The 21824-nt window shown below is 52.3% G+C and carries 18 protein-coding genes; 7 read left to right on the top strand and 11 right to left on the bottom strand.

Annotation, left to right across the window (positions count from 1 at the left end; translation table 11 throughout):
* Positions 1-202: 202 nt before the first annotated feature.
* From AMM48_RS20995 to AMM48_RS20945, 11 genes are all read right to left on the bottom strand, one after another.
* Positions 203-1339 carry an ABC transporter substrate-binding protein gene (locus tag AMM48_RS20995; RefSeq protein WP_102785664.1) on the bottom strand — a complete coding sequence of 379 codons (1137 nt, stop codon included), beginning with the start codon at positions 1337-1339 and terminating at the stop codon, positions 203-205.
* Between the two features lie 2 nt (positions 1340-1341).
* Positions 1342-2580, bottom strand: coding sequence for an MFS transporter (locus AMM48_RS20990; RefSeq protein WP_181951600.1), 1239 nt, complete (start codon positions 2578-2580; stop codon positions 1342-1344).
* Positions 2580-4490: an IucA/IucC family protein gene (locus AMM48_RS20985; protein ID WP_102785663.1), complete on the bottom strand. Its 1911-nt coding sequence runs from the start codon at positions 4488-4490 to the stop codon at positions 2580-2582. The genes AMM48_RS20990 and AMM48_RS20985 overlap by 1 nt, the downstream gene beginning before the upstream one ends.
* Positions 4487-5665 carry an NAD/NADP octopine/nopaline dehydrogenase family protein gene (locus tag AMM48_RS20980; protein WP_102785662.1) on the bottom strand — a complete coding sequence of 393 codons (1179 nt, stop codon included), beginning with the start codon at positions 5663-5665 and terminating at the stop codon, positions 4487-4489. The genes AMM48_RS20985 and AMM48_RS20980 overlap by 4 nt, the downstream gene beginning before the upstream one ends.
* Positions 5662-6135 carry a ParB N-terminal domain-containing protein gene (locus AMM48_RS20975; protein WP_102785661.1) on the bottom strand — a complete coding sequence of 158 codons (474 nt, stop codon included), beginning with the start codon at positions 6133-6135 and terminating at the stop codon, positions 5662-5664. Before AMM48_RS20975 ends, AMM48_RS20980 begins: the two co-directional genes overlap by 4 nt.
* Entirely contained in the window at positions 6135-7175 is a 1041-nt protein-coding gene (locus tag AMM48_RS20970) for a cysteine synthase family protein (RefSeq protein WP_102785660.1), read from the bottom strand. Before AMM48_RS20970 ends, AMM48_RS20975 begins: the two co-directional genes overlap by 1 nt.
* The gene (locus AMM48_RS20965) at positions 7172-8596 is read right to left on the bottom strand and encodes a Y4yA family PLP-dependent enzyme (protein WP_102785659.1); all 1425 of its coding nucleotides are present in this window, start codon (positions 8594-8596) and stop codon (positions 7172-7174) included. The genes AMM48_RS20970 and AMM48_RS20965 overlap by 4 nt, the downstream gene beginning before the upstream one ends.
* Positions 8597-8686: 90 nt before the next feature.
* A complete protein-coding gene (locus AMM48_RS20960; protein WP_244271336.1) occupies positions 8687-11158 on the bottom strand; it encodes a TonB-dependent receptor in 2472 nt (823 codons plus the stop codon).
* A 72-nt stretch (positions 11159-11230) separates the two neighbouring features.
* The gene (locus tag AMM48_RS20955) at positions 11231-12190 is read right to left on the bottom strand and encodes a FecR domain-containing protein (RefSeq protein WP_102785657.1); all 960 of its coding nucleotides are present in this window, start codon (positions 12188-12190) and stop codon (positions 11231-11233) included.
* 124 nt (positions 12191-12314) lie between these two features.
* Positions 12315-12833, bottom strand: a complete 519-nt coding sequence (locus AMM48_RS20950) for a sigma-70 family RNA polymerase sigma factor (protein WP_102785656.1) — start codon at positions 12831-12833, stop codon at positions 12315-12317.
* Positions 12834-13119: 286 nt separating this feature from the next.
* Positions 13120-13920 (bottom strand): DeoR/GlpR family DNA-binding transcription regulator, encoded by an 801-nt coding sequence (locus AMM48_RS20945; protein ID WP_102785655.1) that lies wholly within the window; start codon positions 13918-13920, stop codon positions 13120-13122.
* 267 nt (positions 13921-14187) lie between these two features.
* Here AMM48_RS20945 and deoC point away from each other — a divergent pair, with 267 nt between their 5' ends.
* The 7 genes from deoC (at position 14188) to rbsK (ending at position 21701) form a co-directional block, all read left to right on the top strand.
* A complete protein-coding gene (gene deoC, locus AMM48_RS20940; RefSeq protein WP_102785654.1) occupies positions 14188-14859 on the top strand; it encodes a deoxyribose-phosphate aldolase in 672 nt (223 codons plus the stop codon).
* A 134-nt stretch (positions 14860-14993) separates the two neighbouring features.
* Positions 14994-16040: an autoinducer 2 ABC transporter substrate-binding protein gene (locus tag AMM48_RS20935; protein WP_102785653.1), complete on the top strand. Its 1047-nt coding sequence runs from the start codon at positions 14994-14996 to the stop codon at positions 16038-16040.
* Positions 16041-16156: 116 nt separating this feature from the next.
* Positions 16157-17662 carry a sugar ABC transporter ATP-binding protein gene (locus AMM48_RS20930; protein ID WP_102785652.1) on the top strand — a complete coding sequence of 502 codons (1506 nt, stop codon included), beginning with the start codon at positions 16157-16159 and terminating at the stop codon, positions 17660-17662.
* Positions 17659-18651, top strand: a complete 993-nt coding sequence (locus tag AMM48_RS20925; RefSeq protein WP_244271335.1) for an ABC transporter permease — start codon at positions 17659-17661, stop codon at positions 18649-18651. The genes AMM48_RS20930 and AMM48_RS20925 overlap by 4 nt, the downstream gene beginning before the upstream one ends.
* 10 nt (positions 18652-18661) lie before the next feature.
* Complete coding sequence (locus AMM48_RS20920) at positions 18662-19657, top strand: ABC transporter permease (protein WP_102785650.1); 996 nt, start codon at positions 18662-18664, stop codon at positions 19655-19657.
* Between the two features lie 21 nt (positions 19658-19678).
* Positions 19679-20758 carry an aldose 1-epimerase family protein gene (locus tag AMM48_RS20915; protein WP_102785649.1) on the top strand — a complete coding sequence of 360 codons (1080 nt, stop codon included), beginning with the start codon at positions 19679-19681 and terminating at the stop codon, positions 20756-20758.
* 13 nt (positions 20759-20771) lie between these two features.
* The gene (gene rbsK / locus AMM48_RS20910) at positions 20772-21701 is read left to right on the top strand and encodes a ribokinase (RefSeq protein WP_102785648.1); all 930 of its coding nucleotides are present in this window, start codon (positions 20772-20774) and stop codon (positions 21699-21701) included.
* Positions 21702-21824: the final 123 nt, after the last annotated feature.

Genomic DNA, 21824 nt, shown 5'->3' with positions numbered 1-21824 from the left:
CGCCACGAGGGCGAGCCTTTTTTATTTGGTTGCGGGGGCATGCAATTAACTACTCCCTATTACGCCAACACCTTCTCCTCACCATATCTTAACCGCTCTTACACTACCCCCCCTGCAACCAGCATAAAATGCGCTGTGAGTTCTGAAAAACCTTCATTCAAACTGAAAGTACGACCGGAGCTAATAACTCAGCAAGCGATAATCACATTTTATTAGTAAGACTAGCAAAATACCCTGGCTGATAATTGATCGGCAGAAAGCGATCATGCAACTTCCTGAATATTTCGTCAGGATCGAGATCGGTAAACAGGTCCGGATGGAACCATTTTGCCATCTGCTGGATCGCGACGAACTGATAGGGGCTGTTATAGAACTGATGCCAGACAGCGTGGAATGCATGCGTTTTTTGCGCCGCAATTCGAAGATAGGCAGAACGTGTCGGATAATATTCCAGCTTTTTCTCGGCCAATTGCACATCCGCCCCGGGACCGACCGGCACCCATTTCCCGCCCGGTACATAGGCATCCCACGCGGCACTGGTGACAATCACATGATCGGGGCTTGAAACCAGAACCTGTTCGGCATTGATTTGCCCGAATGTCCCCGGGATCAGGTCCTTGGCGATATTGTCGCCCCCCGCCATTTCGACCATCGCACCGAAATTGCCATCCCCGAATGAATGGCAGCAATCCTCATAAAAACCGGCAGCCCGGTCGATAAAGACCTTTGGTCGCGCCGGATTGGCTTTTGCCAGTTTATCGGTAACCCGGGCAATTTCAGCGGCCCGGAATTTGATAAACTCTTCTGCGCGTATCTCCTGATCGAACAGTTTGCCAAACAGCCGGATTGATGGCTCGGTATTATGTTCCGGATCGTGCCGGAAATCGACATAGATCACCGGAATATCAAGCGCACCAAGCTTTTCAACATAGTTCGCCTCGTCAACGGCTTGTTGTGTTTCAAGGTTCAGGAACACGACATCAGGCTTTTGCGCAATCGTGGTTTCTATATCAATCAGGCTTTGCTCCAACCCGGCGAATGCCGGGATATCTCCAAAGGCTGGGAATTTCGCGAGATAAGCCTGATAGGTGGCCGGATCGGCCTCGATCAGATCTTTACGCCAGCCGACGATCCGCTTCGCCGGATTTTCACGATCCAGGGCAGCTATGATATAAAGCTGCCGACCTTCACCCAAGACAGCCCTTTGGATCGGCACATTTACCGTGACCTCGCGTCCGGCAATGTCGGTGACGGTGATCTTTTCGGCCTTTGCCACTTGGATGAAAAGCAGGCTTAAACCTGCGGCGGCAATCAGACGTGATATCGTTTTTACGATCATTATTATTCTCCGGGAATTTCTGATGGTCGGGCAATTGTGTCTGCACGCACTCGTGCAAAGACGGTCAGGACAAACCCGATGGCGTAAACAAATCCGACAAGGAAATAGATATTTGAAAGTCCGGCGGCCTGACTGAACCAGCCACCAAGGGCGATGCCCGCGATCGATGCAAATTGCGCCGTACTTTGCGCAAGCCCAAGCACATGCCCCTGACGGCAGTCGCCTGCCGCCCGTGACACAAGGGCAGTCAATACAGGCGTGGTCGCGCCAAGCAACACACCCCAGACAAAATACATCGCGGTAAAAACGAAGATTGACCGGGTGACCCCGGCCAACAAAGTCACCACAACACATCCTGCAATCACCAGACACATGCCGCCCAGAATATCGCGCGCAGCACGCCCTTCGAAATGACGCGCCCACAGGGATGCCGAAACGACAAAACCAAGTGCTAGCAAGCCATAGCAAAGACCGACGACCCAGTTGCCGACATCAAAGACGTTCAGCACATAAATCGAAAAGGGTGATTGTGTCACCATCCGCCCCAGCAACAAAACGCCAATAATGGTCAGAAGGGATACGATCTGTGGTGATCGCAAAATGCTGATCTTTGCTGTGGGGGCAGCATTGTCAACGGCACCACGCTCTGCATCTTTTGGCGCCACAACCGGCAGCAATGCCCAGACCGAAACCAGACAAATGGCACACAGAATGGCTGCTGAAAAGTTGATCCAAAAGAAAGCCGCATGATCAAGGATGACACCACCGACCAATGCGCCGCCAAGCGAACCGACATTGGTTGAAACCTGTAGATAGGCAAAAAGCTTTGCCCGTCTTGCCGGACTTTCGATACTGACGCCATAAGCCTGTGCCGGTGCAATATAGCCCGCACAGGCGCCTTGTAAAAACCGCAGCATCAGGATCAACCAAACGTCATTGGCGTAGGCCAGTGCAAGCTGGGTAATCGCAAGCCCGAAAAGAGCCCGCATCATCATCGCCTTATGCCCAAACCGATCACCAAGCCGCCCCCAGAACGTGCTGGTCAGCATTATGCCCAGCATCGGCCCGACATAGACCGCAACACTAGCAAATGTGAACAGGTCGTCTGAATGGATTAATGAACGCAAATGAACGGGCCAGAAAGGCCCGCTCATCTCCATCGCCCCCATCGATACCAGTTGGATAACAAACAAAAGATGTATCTGACAGCGAACGGACAATGTTTGTATGCCGCCCGTCATCATGCCGGTTTCGCCCCGGCCATCGGATTGGGAAGCTGATGCTGAACCCGGTAATCCGCGTATTTTTGCAAATGCATACGCATTACTGATCGCGTCGACCAGTCATGCGTCAGGAAAATTTCCCGTTCCTCCTGCCAGAATACGGCAGAACTAATACGGGGCTTTGCATGATCAAATGCATGCGCGGTTTCTTCGCCCATGACATACCAAAGAACATCGTCATCAAGTTCATAGTGATGGCTTAGCGTCAGAGCCATCTCATGCAAATGACAGACGAAGCAGGCATCAATTACAAATGATCGCACAGGCTCGATATCGCCATCAAAAACCGTCGGCAGGATACCCTTGTAGTAATAGGATTTCAGATCGTATCCCCGTTCATTAAGCAACGGCGCAAAAGTTCTTCCATCGCCAAAATCGCGGATCAGCAGACGGACCGGCGTTCCGTTTTCATCAAACAGGATTGATGTATTTTGCTGATGGGCTTCAAGCGCGATGCCATACATCAGATAGATTTGAATGACCGGATGAATAACCGCGCGCGCATAAAGGCGGAAGAAATCGATAACATCGGATTTTGATGCCCGCCCGCTTTGACCATCAACCATTTCAGCAATCAGCGGCGCATCATCCGATGGATTGCGGGTCAGAAGTGCCGCAACCGTTACCGGTAACAAGCCATCATTCCGATCCAGCCGCCCCTTGGTTGCGCGGAATATGACAGACAGAAGCTTGCCTTCAGCATCGTCCTTTCGGACCGCATGTTTGTAATGAATGCCGACATCTTCGGTAAAGATTTCAATGGTCTCGTCAAAACCGTTCTCTGTCGCAAGGATTCCACTGATTACCGCACTGATGCGCGGTCCCATATGGATCGACTTCGCCTGTAAGCTCCGCATTTCACTGGTCAGCCAGATCGCCACCGGTAATTTGATAAACGGGCTATTTTGCGGATCGGTCGGCAACATCGTGCGAAATGACATGCTGGGGCGTGTTTCGATATCCGGTCCGTCAACAATCAGAATTCCCTGATTGATTTCATCGCTGAAGTGCGATTTCACATGATTTTCAAGATGCCAATCATGAATGGGCAGTGGCAACCAATCGCGCGGTTCCAGATCATTGTCCAGAAGACCCTTTTTCCAGTCGCGATAAATCGTTGGCAGATTTTCGGCAAGCCAGACATGCAGGTCTTTGATATGGGGCATATGTTCAAGATGGGCCATGTCTGCACGCAAAGCCGCCACACGCAAGGGCACGATTGCCGCAAATTCCGGCGACAAATCGGCAACCTCCGCCGACGTCAGGTTCGGTTTGGTTTTCCATGTCGGATAAAACGGATGCCCTTCCAACGATCCCCATTGATCAAGGATGATGGATGCGTCACGTGTATCAAATTGACGCCGCATGTAATCGATCAACCCACGCGCCCCGCTGGCAGCGATATTGTCTGCCAGCTGCGCATTCCATTTTTCCCGAAACCCGCGAGCCTTTGCATCATTTTCAATGCTGTTGGCAATATCGCGCTTAAGGTTTTCGCCATTGGTATCGGCGGGCACAAAATCAAAATCGGGCAACATCACGTCAATCAGCTCTGCCGCGGTTGAAACTATATGCCAGTCGCCGCCTGAACTGCGTACCTTGATCGAACCGTGATTGATTACCGTATTTGCCGGCGCCCGTTCGATATCCTCGAACCAAACTGTTGTATTGCCATCCCTAAGTTGGATCTTGGCACTTCGGCCCTCCGGATCAGAAACCAGACGATCTGGGTCAATGATCCGTTCAGCAAACAGACAACGGACAATTCGACGCAATGCATTTGCCTGCGCAAATTCGATTGCAGAATAGCTACTGGTGCCAGACGGCAGCTTATTTGTGGTGACGTTGATGGGAATATTTTTGTTCATGACCTGTTACTTTCAATCGGCCAGTTCGCCGGGAAGTAATCTAGCGAAGACGCCTTGAGCCCCCCCATATAGGCAACACTCCAGTTAAAAATTTCCTCGATATGCGGCAGGGAAACGGACAAACGACGCCCCATCTCAACCAGCAGGGCAAGACCGAAAGCAACATCTTCCTGAAAAGCCCGGCTTTGCGGATCCATGATCAGCCCATCAAGTCCCTCGCCAGCCGGAACAAGCGGGGCCGTGATCCCGTCATAGGCCCGGTTGCTACGCAGAACCGAAAGCATGGTGTGGCAATCCGCGATCTGATCGCCATAGGCATCAACGATTTCATCTTTCAATGGCCGAACCGATGAAAGATCCGCCAAAAGAAGCTGTTCAAGTCTGACGCAAAGTGCCTGACTTTCCGCATCGCAACGTTCGAGAAAATAGGCTCCGATTTCCGAACATTCGGACCACCAGCAGATCGGCACGGAAAATGTCCGGTTATGCCATTGGCCAAACGGACCAATCAGACCATAAATCACCGAACTATGCATAATCGGGTTGCCCGGTGTCAGTGTGATTTCAAGGAAGTTGTCCAGAAGTTTGACCGGGGCATCATACAGTCGTTTCAGATGTCCGATCAGCTTTCGGCGCGCTTCACCCGTCTCGCGGTCGTGGGTTGCGACATGCAGAACGCTTTTTGCCCCGCCCATCCGGATAGACTGGCCGGGATCGAGTTCAAATGCCGTATGCGGCACATCCTTCATGCCCCAGATCACGACATTCGGGTTGTCGTCCAGAACGCTTTCTGCGAGCCAGTCAAAGCCGCAAAATCCAGGAATGGCCCCGACGAAGACGGATTTGTCTGTTGGCAGGCACGGCTTGATCTGGCGAAGCAAGTCCATCCGGGCGTGTGCCGGTAACGTGATAATGACGATATCCGCACCGGACATAACATCATCGGGACGCGTGCTTACGCCATCAAGCCGGGCGCTAATTTCACCACCTTCTGGCAATAAGACACGTATGTTTTCACCGCTATTGTGCGCGTCAGCGACTGCCTCGTTTCTGGTCAGCAACCTGACTTCCACATCCGGAATTTGCTTGAACAGAACGGCATTCAGATGCCCTGTTCGTCCACCGCCACAAATTACAACACGGTGCGGTGTATAGATTTCTTGCTGGTGTGTCATCCCACGTGCCTGCCTTCCGACTTGGGAAGATGGTCATGCGCCAACGCATAATTCGGGACAGATATTTTTCGCAATACTGCAAGTTCAACCGCGCAGCATGAGTTCCATTCCGATGGAATATGATGGCGCGTGGTTTTTGGCGGATACAGCAATCCGGTCCGGGCGCGTTGCCGAATATCATGGGGCGTCACATCGAATTCCGCCCGACGGGATTCAACCCGGACTGATTGATAATCCGCCATCAAACATGGTACATGCGAAAGACCCGCAGCACAGGCAACCGACAGGCGATGATGCCCGTCCATAACGATCAAATCTTCCCATTCGACAATGATCGGTGTTGTCCACACTCCAGCCGCGACGATCACATTATGCAAGGTATCAGCATGGGCAGTGTCATGTTCTTCATGCCTACGCAGGCGATGCGGATCGATCAGAACAATCGGCCATTTCTGTTGTGCAATGGTCATTATGCGACATCTCCGACCAATTCGGGACGTGCAACATACCCACGATCAAGTGGCATCCATTGCGCCATCTGACGCCAGACACCTTCGTTAACAAGGTTGCGTTCCGCCAGCCATTTTTCATCGAAAACCGTATGCAGATATTTTTCACCACCATCGGCAACCGTGCAAACAACGGTTCCACTAATTTTACCCGCGTGAATATGTTCAAGCGCGGCATAGATCGCGCCCCCGGTCGAACCACCGACCAATAGTCCGGTATTTTGCGCAACATAGCGCGCCGTTTCGAAAGCCTCGGCATCCCCAACTTGAGTTCCGATATCAATCACGCTGTAATCAAGGACTTTGCCGACCTCATCGCCTTTTGGCGTTCCGGTCCCGGACTGGTAATAGGAGTGACCTGGCTGGCCGAATACGATTGATCCCTTTGGCTCGACACCGACAGTGCAGATATCCCGATTGAATTTTTTAAGACCGGTTGCAATTCCGGTTAACGACCCGCCGGTGCCGGTACATCCGCAAAATGCATTGATCTCGCCACTGGTCTGGGCAATCAGTTCGTCAACAAACCCCTGATAACCTGCTGGATTGGCCGGGTTATCAGATTGGTTCATGAATATCGCACCGGGGATTGTCGTCCCAAGTTCTGCGGCAAGACGCTGACGTTCTACAACGGCCACCTCATCCTCGGCATAGTCACCCTCTACAAAGCGAAGTTCGGCACCCATTGCCTTCATCACCGCCAGCTTATCCGGTGCTGCGTGGTGATCTACCACTGCAATAAAACGCAAGCCCAATTCGGCCGCAACAATAGCCAGTCCGATGCCGGTGTTGCCTGATGAAGATTCAACTATTGTGCCGCCTTCGGACAATCTGCCATCGGTAATTGCCGCCATGACCATACTGCGTGCCATCCGGTCCTTCATGCTGCCACCGGGGTTATTTTTTTCGATCTTGAGCAAGAAACGTGTATTAGGCGCCGAAACGGGAAGTTCGAGTAACGGGGTATTTCCGATCAGATTGGTTACTTTGGTCTGTATCATCGGGATGCTCCCTTGTGATCGTCCGGTTGAACGGTTGCCAGATCGGCGCTAATGGAAACGCGACGCGGCATCGGGACCCGATGGAATTCGTTTTCCAGAAGGTCCATTTGATAACCAGCCGTATTGCCATAAACGAGCAAGTCACCATCTTGCGGTTTGCTCGGAAAGGAAATCAGTCGGTTGGAAATGATGTCTTCATCGAGGCAGCTGTGCCCCGCAACATAGGCCCGTGCAGGCTTTCCTTCCGGTGCGACATCTACTCCCCGATGGTCAGGGACACGGCTGCTGATCAAAATGGGATCGACCAGAAATTCCGATGCGAACCAGGTTTCACAGGCACTGAAACTGCTACCTTCGGCAAAAAGCACAGCCGTTCCATTGGCTAGGTCCTTGACCCGCGTAATGCGAAAAACGGAAATCGCTGTTTGATCGACAAGGCTGCGCCCCGGTTCAAGACCAAGCGTAATTCCGTTGTCGCGCAGATATTGCGCGATTGTCATATCGCCCGGACCGGGCGAAACCAGGAACCTGTCGATCCATTCCGCCGCGTTGATTACCCCACCGTAAGGATAGAAAGACTGCGGCACGACACCATTGCGATAATGATCACTGTCCTGACTTGCCAGAAATGCCGCATAGATATCAGGTTCGACATAACGGACCGGCAGCCCGCCGCCGATATCAATCATGGAAACCGTCAGATTAAGTGCGGCTGCGATACCAACCCATTCGGAAATTTCACAAAATGCCTGTACCCGGTTTTCCGGCACATAACCGCCCAGATGGAAGTGAAAGCCTTCGAAGGCAAAGCAGTCATTATGCTGCGCAACAAACAGCAGGGCGGATTGCATATCTTCCGGTGCAATGCCGAACCTGCTGGCATGCGCATTAATCGGACGGTAGCGCAGAAGAAGACGAACTCTTTGCCACGGTTCCCGACCAAGCGCCAGCTCTGCGAGATCAGCCAACTCTTCAATGGAATCAACCGAAATCAAGGCATTGGCATCTATCAGTTCCTGATGAAAGGCGCGCGGCTTGGCTGGACCGGACGCGCATACCATTTCCCCGTCACAACCACCGGAAAGGGCGTCACGCAACTCGTAGCGACTTGAAACATCAACACCCAGCCCAAGATCAATCGCCGCAGAAACAAGAGAATGCGACTTATTCACTTTCGCGGCATAAAAAATTTTCGACGTTACAGCGTGATGATCAAACACATCTCTCATTTGCGCCAGATTTTGGCCAAGGATATGAGGAAAAACGATATTTAGCGGCGAACCGAACCGACCAAGTAGATCAGGCAATCGTTGATCCTGCCCGGACAGCAGGCGTTCGATCACAGGATCAAGGATTGGCGGCAAGGAAAGACCCGGTTGCCAACCCGATTGCTCTTTCAGGCTCCCTGATAAAAACGTCATTTGCTCCATCCCCTAAAATGGTTGGCTTTTTCGGTATCCATTTTTAATCGGCCGGGTTGGGCGGCACCTTAAAGGTTGCCGCCCATACCATTAAAAATCAGCAGTCACAGACAGCAGAGCCGTACGAGGTGCTCCAACAGAGACCATGCTGAATTCGTTAACACCGTACCAATAGTCTTCATCCGTAACGTTCTGGAGAGTTGCGCGCAGTGTAATTGGCGTTTCAGCAACCATGGTCTTGTAACGCAGGCCAAGATCCAGCGTCGTCCAGTCCGGAATGTCCTGAGTATTGGCCGTGTCGATATATTGCTCGGAGGTATGAGTAACCGTCCCGCTCAATGTCATTCCCTTGACAAAAGGAGTATCCCATTCTGCGGTTAGGTTGACCTGCATTTCAGGTGCTCCGACAGCGCTATTTCCACGGGTCGTAGAACTGTTGGTTTTCGTCAGTTCCGCATCAAGGAACATGACGCCGCCCAACAATCGTACGTTTGGCATAACCTCACCAAATACGTTCAGTTCAACCCCGCGGTTCCGCTGTTCGCCGTCGCTGTCATAACTGCCATTGACATTTTGGGCAAAGGGCTTCGTGATCTGGAACACTGCTGCTGTCGTGCTTATTGAACCGAAGTCCAACTTCACGCCCGTTTCGATCTGTTCTGCCACATAAGGCGACAAGGCTTCTCCAGTTATTGGGGCGTTCGCACCTTTGCTAAGACCCTCCAGATAGTTTGCGTAGAAAGAAACATTTTCCCAAGGCTTGAACACCACGCCAGCCATCGGAGTAACAACGCTTTTATCGTATGCTGCCGTTACAGCACCTGTCGTGGCGCTGAAGTTATTGGTTTCAACGCGCTGCTGGCGCGCACCAACTGTTACCAAAAACCGGTCATCCCAAATCGACATTGTGTCTGCCAACGCGACACCAGTCATATCTGATTCAGATATCTTTGGTTTTGACGTTGGCTCCGCCACAGTAATCGGTGCGTTTGCCACGGGATTGTAAATGTTGGAAAATGGATCAGTTGTTGAGAAAACCTGCCCACGCTTGAAAGTGTCTTCATAACGGCTGGCTTCCAGTGTGACCTTATGCTTGACTTCGAGGGTCTCAAATTCGCTTCTGACACCGGCACTCGCAGTCCATCTTTCTGTCTGGAAGCGCATGAACGACAGACTGTCATCTTCAATCGTTCCGTCATCTGCGCGGATAATCGGATACCCGAAGAAACGATCCACTTCGGTCTTGCCACCACCAAAACTGCCAAACAGAGTGAAACTGTTATCAAGGTCGTATTCACCCTGAAGTACAGCAGACTGATCAACGGCATCTGACCACTCCCAGTCGTGAGTAACATTTTTATTGCCGTCAGGTGCAGATGGCATCGTCAAGCCGGAAGCAATCCGATATTCTCGAAAAGGAGCATTCAGGTTTTCGCGTTGATCAATAACGTCAAGCGACATCCGCAGATCATCACCACGATAATCCAGAGCAAGTGCTCCAAGTGACGTTTCGCGGGTCTGATGGTCCAGATAAGTGTCGCCATTATGGTATCCGCCATTGAAGCGAACCCCGAACTCACTGTTATCGCCATACCGACGGCTAAAATCGATATTGCCACCTGCCTGCTCACCAAGTCCATAATCAGCACTGATCCGGTTCAGGTCTTCGTCCCCGGCACGTTTTGGTACAATATTGATGACACCGCCGACACCGCTGTTAGGTGCCATTCCGGCAAGAAGGGCAGCTGGTCCTTTGAGAACTTCAACGCGCTCGGCGAAACCGGATAAAGCGCGATAGGTTGGTGCAACACCGTAAACACCGTTGAGTGCCATTTCGCCAGAGTTGCCGGTATTCACATTGAAACCGCGAATCTGATAAGTATCGAGCATACCGCCACTGCTGTTGGGCGTTCTGACCGACGGATCATTTTTAAGAACATCGGCAATGGTTTGTGCCTGCTGATCTGCAATCTTTTCGCTGGTGTAGCTGGTAATGCTGACCGGCGCGTCCATGATGTCCGTATTGCCGAGCATGCCAAGACGACCGCCGGTTGCGACTTGGCCACCGGCATAGGCGGGTGGCAGATCGGATTGGATGCTGTTGGCTTCAACGCGGATCGGATCGACAACCGCGGCACCACTTTGCCCAGCTTCCGCCGCCGGGTCGATTAAGATCAGGGAATTTTCACCGGTTTCACGATAGGAAAATCCGGTACCGCGCAGCAATGTATCAATCGCGGTGGGAACTGTCATACCCCCGCGGATTGTGCGCGTTCCGTCGATAGACGGCAGATCAGTCGTATAGGCAATCCGCCAACCCGACGTGGCACCGATTTCAGCAATCCCTTCGGCAAGCGAAGAAACCGAAATATCAAATGAATAGGTCGCCTGTGCGATTTCGGTCTGCACATTTGCCGCCAGCGCCCCCGATGTCACTGGTACGGTCATTACGGTTGAAACCAGCAATGCCGAAATCAGAGAGTATGTTCTTGCTTTTTCTTGTTTTAATTCCAACTTCCCGCTCCATAAACGTCTTTTTCTTTCAGGCAGGTCCCCCTGCATCTAAAAAGACAAACGAACGGGAAATAAGAGTCCTCACATCGAATGATGATTTTTTGCGAATTTTTCGCAATCTCAGTAAACAACCGTCAACCAAGGCGAAGTTCTGACGACCTTCGCGCCGATTGCGTCGGCAACAGTTTCAAGCGATCCGGCGATATCGGTCGTCGGAAAACTGCCCGAAATCTTGCGCGTGGCAACATCCCCGATCACAACGATGCGCCCCTCATCAAAGTTTTCCAACCGTGCGGTCAGTTCTGACACAGACATGTTGTGTACACTAAGCCGTCCCTTCATCCAGGACAAAGCAAGCCTGACATCGCCGATTTCGGACGTCGAAAGTACACCATCATTAACAAGAACCTGCTGCCCCGGCCCCAGCAGCACACCGTTTTCATCCTGCGGGCTTGATACGCGCACGGCACCGTCATCAACAACCACAATAGTCTCTTGTGAAAGACGATCCACATTGAACCGGGTACCAACAACCTGCACAGTTACATCACCGGTATGAACCCTGAACGGATCGCCATTGCGGTGAACGACTTCAAAAAACGCCTGCCCACGCAATAGTTCTATCTCCCGGCGCCCTCCATCGAAGTCGGTCGATAGCGCACTGTTTGCGGCAAGCCGCACAATCGAGCCATCGGGCAACTCGACAGACGTTACATTCGACTGGCCGGTGACGATATCGGCCTGAATGTTGTCGATGAAATCGGGATACAGGTAAAAGACCGCACCCGCGACAAATGCCATTCCCGCAAGGGCAGCAAAGGAGCGCCGCAGCGGAAACAATGACAGGAAACCGGAAAGAATCGGCTTTCGCCGTGTTTGCGCAAGACGCCTTGACGGTTCCTCTATCCGGGCCCAAAGCACGCGCATCTGATCAAACGCCAATCGGTTGTTCCGGTCCGCATTAAGCCATTCCTCGAACTCGTGTTCCTGCGCAGCAGACAGCGAACCACCGGCGCGCCTTGCGTGCCAGAGTGCAGCTTCATCTTTCTGCTGTTCAGTCGGTTCAAAAGCGCCTTGCATAGGTTCCCGGTTCGCCCGTTATGATGTGGCGTTCATATCAGCAAATGATACGACCCGCCAAATTCCCTTTCTATATACAATAACGGATGACGATAGAATATCCTCATAAAGCGTACGGGATTTATCAGACGTCTTCACGGTAGGCTGCCAGCCGTTCCTGACAATGGCGCATGGTACGAGCCAACTGTTTTTCCACCGCACTGACCGAAATACCGTATTTTTTTGCCAGTTTCGCGTTGGATATACCGTCGACGCGATGAAGAATGAACATCTCGCGCACCTTTGGCGAGAGTTCCATTAGGGCACGATCAAGCGCAGAAAGAGCTTCACGGGCTTCGGCATGATCATAGGGAGACGTGGTTTCACACTGCCATATCTGGGTCGGGAGAACCCCGCTCATTGCCTGTGCTCGCCCAAAGGTGCTACGATGATGATCAATGACAGCATTGCGTACTGACGCATAAAGCATCTTGGTATTGGCTTCCGGTTCCCCGCAATCACCGGACTGCATCAGACGCGTATAGACATCCTGTACAAGCTCAGTCGCAACTTCACGATCACGTATTCGCCTGACAACCATCGCGACAAGCTGACGCCGATGGTCTTCGAACAGCTTTGCAAGTGTGTTCCGCCAGAAACTCATGCGTATGTTCAATCATTGCTAATGACACTCTGCCATGCACTCCGGGTTCCGAGCCCAAGCGGACAGCCCCCACAACGGGGATGAGTGGAACGTATCAGTAATGATAATCATTTTCAACTTAAACCGCGGCTATTAGCAGAGCAACGAAACTAGGTGTTTGATCCCAGGATTTGATAGTGCGATATTTTCCATGGAATGGAAGGAAGCACTATAGGCCAGATAGAAATGTGGAAACTTTCCGCTTCGGTCATCCTCTGATAACGGTTCGGGTTTGGCAGAGAATGATCTAGCGACTGTCAAACTGGTCGGGCAGTTCCGTCTCTGCGGTCCGCAATTTCACGCCAGCACGTTCGATTTGCTGTCTGTGAATTTTGGCGACACCAGTATCGCAACAGACAAAATCAAAATTTTCAAGTTGTTCGAACAACACAGGTTTGACGCTATCGAATTTTGTTGAATCAACGACCAATGCCTTCGTCAACGCTTTGGAAATGGCCAGTTGCTTGATATCGACCTCGTGAAAATTTGAACAACTGATTCCGCGTTGTGTATGCACACCACCTGCCGATATGAAAGCGGTATTGATCGCCATCCCGCGCAAGGTTTCAAGCGCCGCAGGCCCCGAGAATGATGCCGATGATACCTCATACAGTCCGCCAAGCATGATAACCCGCGTGCCCGGCTTCTTGCAGACGATTTCGGCAACATTCATAGAATAACAAATCACAGTAATATCGTTATTGGTCGGAAGTAAGCTGGCCAGATACGGGATTGTGGTACCACAATCGAGGAACACCGTTTCCCCGGGGCGGACAAGGTCAACTGCTGCTTGGCCGGCGGACTGTTTCAAATCGGAATGCGCCGCACGTTCGCGATCAAGAATGTATCCCATGCCTCCCGGTGTTTTGCGGGCCGGGGTGATATATCCACCCAGAAAGATGAAGCGTCCGTCACACGTCGCTATATCCCTGCGTACGGTCATCTCCGAAACATCCAGAGCGTCCGCCGCATCCTTCAATCTTAAAAAACCATGGGTTTCCAAAAGGCCCATAATGCGGTCGAGGCGGGTTTCCTTTTTCCTGGACATACCATCTCCCTGTCTTGTCACGGCTGCATGCCGATCATTTCTTCCACCTTTGCGCTAAAAATACATGCATTCCCGGTTCCGGAGGGCATCATTATGCCTTGCTCATCTTATCCTTTGGTGTGAGTGAGGGCCGTACGACCACTTTGAATTCTCCTGTCAACGTTTTGATCTTGACCTGCCTAACATAAAATGAAACTATTATTTCATAAAATGTTATAAAAATAACAAATCAGGGTAATAACTCATCCCTGTTCAGGAGGAAACCACATGCCCAAGTCGGGAATATCTCTGACGCCATCGGATATGGCACAGTACATAGATCACACCATTCTGCGTCCCGATGCCACACCTGCCGATGTATCTGTCATCTGCGATGAAGCCGTCAAACACAAGTTCAAGGCGGTTTGCGTCAACCCGATTTTCATCCCCCAGATCGTCGACCATCTTGCAGGAACCGGTGTTGCAGTCTGCTCCGTGATCAATTTTCCATTTGGGGCCACATCGACCGCAATGAAAGAGGCCGAAGCAAAATGGGTGGTCGCACAAGGTGCCGACGAAGTCGATATGGTCATTCCTGTCGGTCTGTTGAAATCCGGGCAGTTTGACGCCGTGCGCAATGATATCGCCGCCGTTAAAGCCGCCTGTGGCGATGTACTTCTGAAGGTCATACTTGAGACCGCATTGCTAAGCACCGATGAAAAAGTCACTGCCTGCAGCTTATCAAAAGAAGCTGGCGCAGATTTTGTCAAAACATCAACCGGCTTTGCCGGAAGCGGCGCAACTGTTGCCGACGTCATGCTGATGCGCAAAACTGTCGGCGATACGATGGGAGTCAAGGCTTCTGGCGGTGTCCGTACAACCGAGGATGCCTTGCGGATGATTGAGGCTGGTGCATCGCGCATTGGCGCAAGTGCCAGCATCTCGATCATTGGCCAATAAGAAAGACGTCTGACCGGGAGGATTAGGGATACCTACTGGACCCCGAACCATCCGGCAGGCAACAGCAAAACCCGGCAACGGCAAGACCGGGACTTCAATATCAATTATGGGAAAACAACTCCAAGGAGACAAAAATGAACAAGCTTTTCACATCGCTTGTTGTGGCCGGCTCGCTCGTATCGGGTACTGCACTGGCTCAGGCCCCTGTGGCAACCCCCGATATGATCTCGACCATGACATCGGACGCCACCGGCAAGGAATACTCGATTGCTACGGTGATCAAGGTTGACGGCATTGCGTGGTTCGATCGCATGCGTGAAGGCGTTGAACAGTTTGGCGAAGATTCCGGCCATGATACATGGATGGTCGGACCGAGTCAGGCTGACGCCGCCGCACAGGTACAGTTGATCGAGAACCTGATCGCGCAAGGCGTTGATGCGATCAATATCGTTCCGTTTTCGGTCGAAGCCGTGGAACCGGTCCTGAAAAAAGCCCGCGATCGCGGCATCGTCGTGATTGCCCACGAAGCATCAAACATCAAAAATGCCGATTTCATTCTCGAGGCATTCGACAATCACGCCTACGGCGCAAAACTGATGGAAACGCTTGGGGGCTATATGGGCGGTGAAGGCCAGTACACGGCAACCGTCGGCAGCCTGACGTCGAAATCCCAGAACGAGTGGATTGACGGTGCAATCTCCTACCAGAAAGAACATTTCCCTGACATGGAATTGGTTGGTCAGCGTCTTGAAACATATGACGATGCCAACACCGACTATAACAAGCTCAAAGAAACCCTGACCACTTACCCGGACCTCAAGGGGATCGTCGGCGGACCGATGCCAACCTCGGCCGGCGCGGGGCGTCTGATTGCCGAACGCGACTTGAAAGACAAGCTGTTCTTTGCAGGCACCGGCCTAGTGTCGGTTGCAGGCGAATATATCGCCAATGGCGACATTCAGTATATTCAGTTTTGGGATCCAGCCGTTGCCGGTTATGCCATGAACATGCTGGCCGTAATGGCCTTGGATGGCAAAGCCGACCAGATCAAGGCCGGCCTTGATCTGGGGCTGCCGGGTTATACCGATCTGAGCACCCCCGAAGGCGACAATGCCAATCTGGTCTATGGCCAAGGCTGGGTCGGTGTGACCACGGAAAACATGGACAAGTACGACTTCTAAGTCGGCCTGCACATTCGGGGCGCTGGCAAAACCGGCGCCCCGACTTGATCAGGGGCGTATCAACAGATGCGAACCTTGACGATCGGAATATTTCAATCCCAACGGACGGGCTTGCCATGTCTGAATCATTTATCGAACTTCGTAACATCCGGAAGGAATTTTCCGGCATGGTTGCCCTTGACGATGTTTCCCTTAACATCCGTAAAGGTGAAATTCATTGCCTTGCCGGTGAAAACGGATCAGGGAAATCGACGCTGATCAAGGTGATGTCCGGTGTTTATCAGCCTAACGGCGGTGAAATATGGATTGATGGTAAACCGGTGGGGAAACTGTCCCCCATTGAGTCCATCGATCACGGCATTCAGGTGATCTATCAGGATTTCTCGCTGTTTGGTAATTTGACGGTTGCCGAGAACCTTGCGATGAATGTCCAACTGCGCGAGAAAAAGAAAATCCTGAACTGGAAGCGTGTTCGCCAAATCGCCACCGAAGCGGTTCACCGTCTCGGCGTTAATCTTGACCTCGATACCGAAGTTGAAAAGCTGCCCACAGCAGGCAAACAGCTTGTGGCGATTGCCCGCGCATTGATGTCGGATGCCCGCCTGATCATTATGGATGAACCGACCACGGCCCTGACCGGCAAGGAAGTGGAAACCCTGTTTCGCATCGTACGTGACATCCAGGCACGTGGTATTGCGATTTTGTTTGTTAGCCACAAAATGCGCGAGATGCTTGAAATCAGTGAACACATCACGGTTATCCGCAATGGCAGCAAGGTGGCAGACGGTCCAACCAGCGATTTTGACGAAGCCCTGATCAGCCGCCATATGACAGGCACTGACATCACCACAGAACCCTATGTCTGGACAGCCCCCGCCGACACCACAACAACCCCGCCACGCATCGAAGCCCGCGGCCTGACCGTAGATGGACATTTTGAAGATATTGATTTGAACATTCATGCCGGTGAAATTGTAGGTCTTTCGGGTCTTCTGGGATCCGGGCGAACCGAACTGGTGCTGGCACTGTTTGGAATGCTGCCCGGATATCAGGGTAAAATACTGGTTGACGGGGTGGAAACGAAGCTGTCCTCGCCGCAGGACGCCATTGCCGCCGGTGTCGCCTATGTCCCCGAAGACCGACTGAGCGAAGGTCTGTTTCTGACCCAGGGCATTGATCGCAACATGCTGTCGACATCCTATGAACGCCTGGCCCCGTCGATGATCATTGACCGCAAACGTGCCGATACGCTCGTTGACAAAATGATTGCCGAGATGCAGATCGCCACGACATCGGGCAAGAAAATGGTCAATGAATTATCGGGTGGCAACCAGCAACGTGTCGTTCTGGCGCGTTGGCTTTTGACCGATGCCCGGGTTTTAATCCTGAATGGCCCGACTGTCGGCGTCGATGTCGGTTCCAAAGCCGAAATTCACCGCAAAATTCGCGAACTTTCCGTGCAAAAGGGGCTGGCGGTTCTGATGATTTCCGATGACGTGCCGGAACTGATCCAGAATTGCAACCGCATCATCATGATGCATCGCGGCCGGTTTACGGATGAAATGGCCTGCGCCGAGACATCCGATGGCCAGATAAGCTCGCTGCTGAGGACCCTCAAATGACAGGAAACAAGATGGCCTGGCTTCGCAAATCAGAAGTGGTCATCGCGGGCATTCTTTTGCTCGCCATGATCCTCATCGGATTGGTCAATCCGGCATTCTGGCAATTAGACAATCTGTTTGGCCTGCTGCGCAGCAACGTGATCATCGGGATCATGGCACTCGGTGTGCTTCTTATCATGATTTCCGGCGGCATTGACGTTTCGTTCCCCGCATTTGCGGTTGCTGCAATGTATCTGACCATCAAAGGCATGCTGTATTTCGATTATAATGGTGTGGTTTTACCCTTTGTCGCCGCGGCAACAATGGGCGCACTTCTGGGCTGTCTCAATGCGTTCTTTGTTTATAAGTTCCGCATGATCCCTTTGATCGTGACGCTGGGTACAGCCAGCATGGTGCGTGGTTTTTTGCTGGGCGTTGTCGGAACCAGTATCATCAACATCAACAAGATGCCCGATGTTCTCATCGATTTTGCCAAAACCGATATCATTACCTTGCCCCAGACAGATGGGGGCACGTCAGGTCTCACGGCAATGGTGCTTGTGTATTTCGTTCTCGCAGCTCTTTTGCATTTTGTCTTGCGCCACACCATGATCGGACGCGGGGTATATGCCCTTGGAGGCGATGCCGAAGCAGCAAGCCGTGCCGGATTTGATCTGCGCAAGGTTATTTTCTTTATCTATTGCGTTGCAGGTGCACTGGCCGGGTTTGCAGGCCTTCTGCACAGCAGCATGATCTGGCTGGCCAATCCGCGTGATTTTGTCGGACTGGAACTGGATGTTATTGCCGCAGTCGTTCTGGGCGGGGCATCGATTTTTGGCGGACGCGGCTCAGTCATTGGCACCATGCTGGGTGTCTTTATGCTGGTGATGGTCAAAAACAGCCTGATCATCATGAAAATTGACACCACCTGGCAACGCGTGGCTGTTGGCGTCATCATTGTAATTGCCACAGCAATTACCGCATGGCGCGACAACCGGGCGAAGGCATAAGGGATAAACCATGAAATTCTCATTGGACTTACGCCGTCTGATCAACCAGGACAACAATATTGTCCAGCTGATCGTCATGACCATCCTGATTTTCGCCATCATGACAGTGCTCAGCCCCGACAAGTTCCTGCGCTATTACAATTTTGAATCAATTGCCTATATCTTCCCCGAACTGGGCCTGTTGTCGATCGCGATGATGATCGCGATGCTTACCGGCGGGATTGACCTGTCGGTGATCGGTATTGCAAACCTTTCGGGCATTTTGGCTGGCATTCTGTTCAAGAAATTCTCCGATGAAACAGGTGTTGCCGATACCGGCTTGTCAGTGGTGATGCTGGGCGCGATTATCGCCCTGGGTACAGGCCTTGTCGCCGGGGCGCTGAACGGTTTGTTGATTACAAAAGCACGGATTACCCCCATTCTGGCAACCCTTGGCACCGGTCAGGTTTTCACCGGGCTGGCGATTGTCTTTACCGGCGGGCCGGCGATTGTCGGTTTTCCAGATGCCTGGGCCTTTGTTGGCAATGGCAGGATTTTCGGACTTCCCACGCCATTGGTGCTGTTTGTCGTGATTGCCGCCCTGATTGCCTTCATTCTGACGCGCACCACATTTGGCATGAATCTGATGCTGATTGGGACCAATCCCAAGGCGGCCCTGTTTGCCGGTTTGAAGCGTGAAAGAATGGTGATCTACAGCTATATGATGACCGGGGTTCTGGCGTCGGTTGCCGGAATCATCCTTTCGGGCAGAACCAATGCGGCGAAATCGGACTATGGGACTTCTTATTTGCTTCAGGCCGTACTGATTGCGGTTCTGGGGGGCACTAATCCGGCAGGGGGAAGAGGCACTGTATTGGGCATTTCGATCGCCGTAATTGCCCTTATGCTGCTGTCCAGCGGCTTTCAAATTCTCAGATTCTCAAATCATCTGATTGATTTGATCTGGGGTGCGTTCTTATTACTGGTGATTGCCCTTAATGCTTACCAGGGCCGCTCTTCCCGCTAGGCAAGACACAGGAAAAGACCGATGACCACAACATTACAGCTGCGTGACAACTTCTTTGGCGAAGCCGAACGTCTTTTCGCTGACAGTCACGGTATGACGGCACATCTGTTTCGCTATGACAGCGGTATCGCGGCCTTGCGGCTGGGCAACCGGCGCGGCCATCTGGTTGTATTGCCGTTTTTCGGGCAAATGATCTGGGATGCGGTATTTGACGGCGTCGATCTGACCATGACCAACATGTTCAGTACCCCGCGCCCCGCCAATAGCATTGTCGCCACCTATGGCTGTTTCGCCTTTCATTCGGGATTGTTGCGCAATGGCTGCCCCGGACCGAAAGACAGCCATGCACTGCATGGTGAAATGCCCTGTGCCAAAATGGACAGTGCGGGTCTTGAAATTGGCGAGGATGCCGAAGGCCCCTATATGGCGGTGATTGGGGCATATGAGTATGTCATGGGCTTTGGCGATCATTATGTAGCCCGACCGCGCGTGGTTTTACGCCCCGACACAGCCCTGTTTGACATTGGCATGTCGATTGAAAACCTGTCGGGTGCGGATATGGATCTGATGTATATGTGCCACGTCAATTTCGCCTTTTGCGAAGGGGCACGGATCGTGCAGCCTGCGCCATTTACACCAGATGCCACTGTGGTCCGCACAGACGTCCCCGCCCATGTGCCACGCAACCCCGATTACGATGCGCTGCTTGAAAGTCTGGCAACCGATCCATCGGTGATGGAGGTGATAAATGAACCCCATCGCTATGATCCAGAGCAGGTATTTTATATCCGCGGCCTGAAAACCGGCACGGACGGCAAAACCGCCAGCCTGATGAAACGCCGCGAAGGGGATGGTTTTTACATCACCTATGATCCGGTTGATTTTCCTAAAACCGTCCGCTGGGTTCTGGTCAACAGCGATCAGAAGGTCTGCGCCTTTGCCTTGCCTGCAACCGCCGAGCCCGAAGGATATACCGCAGAAAAGGCCAAGGGAAATGTACAGCACCTGAAGGGAGGTGACGTACGGCATTTCTCGGTACGGCTGGGATATCTGCCGCCGGCTGAGGCCGATCTGGCTGAACGCGCAATAAAAGCATTTTAAGACGGAGGACTTTATGGCCGGTAAAATCGCCATTGTTGGCAGTAATATGGTCGACCTGATCACCTATACGGACCGAATGCCGGTACCCGGCGAAACCATCGAGGCCCCGCGTTTTGAAATGGGCTGTGGCGGCAAGGGGGCAAATCAGGCGATTGCAGCCGCCCGTCTGGGGGCGGATGTCATGATGGTGACCAAGGTCGGCGATGATATTTTTGCAGACAATACGATCCGCAACTTTGAGACATCAGGCATTGATACCCGCTTTGTTGACCGCGTACCTGGCACCTCAAGCGGCATTGCGCCAATTTTTGTTGAACCGTCGGGTGAAAACAGCATCCTGATCATCAAAGGTGCAAACGCCACACTGTCCCCGGCCGACGTAGACCGCGCAGCCGATGCCCTGCGGGAATGCGACCTGATCATCATGCAGCAGGAAATCCCTCTGGAAACGATCTATTACACCATTGCCTTTGGTGCACGTCACGGGATTGAAACCCTCTTTAATCCGGCACCAGCCGACCCCGATCTTGATACCCGTAAAATCGAAGCGGTCACCTTTCTGGTTCCAAACCAAACCGAATTGGCGACCATCTCGGGCCGGAAAGTAGACAATGACAAAGACGCCGAAGCTGCAGCGCGCAGCCTGATCGCAAGAGGTATTCGTACCGTGATCGTAACTCTGGGATCACGCGGTGCCTTGCTCATAACCTCCAACGAACCGCCCCGTCGGATTGAACCCGTCCAAGTCACACCAGTTGATACGACGGGCGCAGGAGATGCCTTTATAGGTAGCTTTGCCCGTTATTACGTTGAAAGCCGTGATCTTGATGCCGCCCTGCATATGGCAGTGCGTTATGCTGCGGATAGCATCACACGGTCAGGGACCCAAAAATCCTATGCAACAAAAAGAGAGTTTGAGGCTTTCTGCAAAAATCACGGGTAATGCCGGGACTAAACACTTTGCTATATCTCGCACAGGATCAATTTATAACAGAAGTGGTTCTGGGGCGCACAAACAACTACGATCTTTTACGATACGCCCCTCTTAAGTCACCTTGTCCATGAT

The sequence above is a fragment of the Thalassospira sp. GB04J01 genome (genome assembly GCF_000751115.1).
In the GTDB taxonomy this organism is placed as follows: domain Bacteria; phylum Pseudomonadota; class Alphaproteobacteria; order Rhodospirillales; family Thalassospiraceae; genus Thalassospira; species Thalassospira lucentensis.
This window is presented reverse-complemented; position numbering and strand designations above follow the sequence as displayed.

Excerpts from the sequence above, each read along its gene's own strand:
- AMM48_RS20945 (WP_102785655.1), bottom strand. The coding sequence starts at position 13,920 with ATGTCCAGGAAAAAGGAAACCCGCCTCGACCGCATTATGGGCCTTTTG.
- AMM48_RS20965 (WP_102785659.1), bottom strand. The coding sequence starts at position 8,596 with ATGACGTTTTTATCAGGGAGCCTGAAAGAGCAATCGGGTTGGCAACCG.
- AMM48_RS20930 (WP_102785652.1), top strand. The coding sequence starts at position 16,157 with ATGTCTGAATCATTTATCGAACTTCGTAACATCCGGAAGGAATTTTCC.
- AMM48_RS20955 (WP_102785657.1), bottom strand. The coding sequence starts at position 12,190 with ATGCAAGGCGCTTTTGAACCGACTGAACAGCAGAAAGATGAAGCTGCA.
- AMM48_RS20980 (WP_102785662.1), bottom strand. The coding sequence starts at position 5,665 with ATGACACACCAGCAAGAAATCTATACACCGCACCGTGTTGTAATTTGT.
- AMM48_RS20985 (WP_102785663.1), bottom strand. The coding sequence starts at position 4,490 with ATGAACAAAAATATTCCCATCAACGTCACCACAAATAAGCTGCCGTCT.
- AMM48_RS20925 (WP_244271335.1), top strand. The coding sequence starts at position 17,659 with ATGACAGGAAACAAGATGGCCTGGCTTCGCAAATCAGAAGTGGTCATC.
- AMM48_RS20920 (WP_102785650.1), top strand. The coding sequence starts at position 18,662 with ATGAAATTCTCATTGGACTTACGCCGTCTGATCAACCAGGACAACAAT.
- AMM48_RS20950 (WP_102785656.1), bottom strand. The coding sequence starts at position 12,833 with ATGAGTTTCTGGCGGAACACACTTGCAAAGCTGTTCGAAGACCATCGG.
- AMM48_RS20970 (WP_102785660.1), bottom strand. The coding sequence starts at position 7,175 with ATGATACAGACCAAAGTAACCAATCTGATCGGAAATACCCCGTTACTC.
- deoC (WP_102785654.1), top strand. The coding sequence starts at position 14,188 with ATGCCCAAGTCGGGAATATCTCTGACGCCATCGGATATGGCACAGTAC.
- AMM48_RS20995 (WP_102785664.1), bottom strand. The coding sequence starts at position 1,339 with ATGATCGTAAAAACGATATCACGTCTGATTGCCGCCGCAGGTTTAAGC.
- AMM48_RS20935 (WP_102785653.1), top strand. The coding sequence starts at position 14,994 with ATGAACAAGCTTTTCACATCGCTTGTTGTGGCCGGCTCGCTCGTATCG.
- AMM48_RS20915 (WP_102785649.1), top strand. The coding sequence starts at position 19,679 with ATGACCACAACATTACAGCTGCGTGACAACTTCTTTGGCGAAGCCGAA.
- rbsK (WP_102785648.1), top strand. The coding sequence starts at position 20,772 with ATGGCCGGTAAAATCGCCATTGTTGGCAGTAATATGGTCGACCTGATC.
- AMM48_RS20960 (WP_244271336.1), bottom strand. The coding sequence starts at position 11,158 with ATGCAGGGGGACCTGCCTGAAAGAAAAAGACGTTTATGGAGCGGGAAG.
- AMM48_RS20975 (WP_102785661.1), bottom strand. The coding sequence starts at position 6,135 with ATGACCATTGCACAACAGAAATGGCCGATTGTTCTGATCGATCCGCAT.
- AMM48_RS20990 (WP_181951600.1), bottom strand. The coding sequence starts at position 2,580 with ATGACGGGCGGCATACAAACATTGTCCGTTCGCTGTCAGATACATCTT.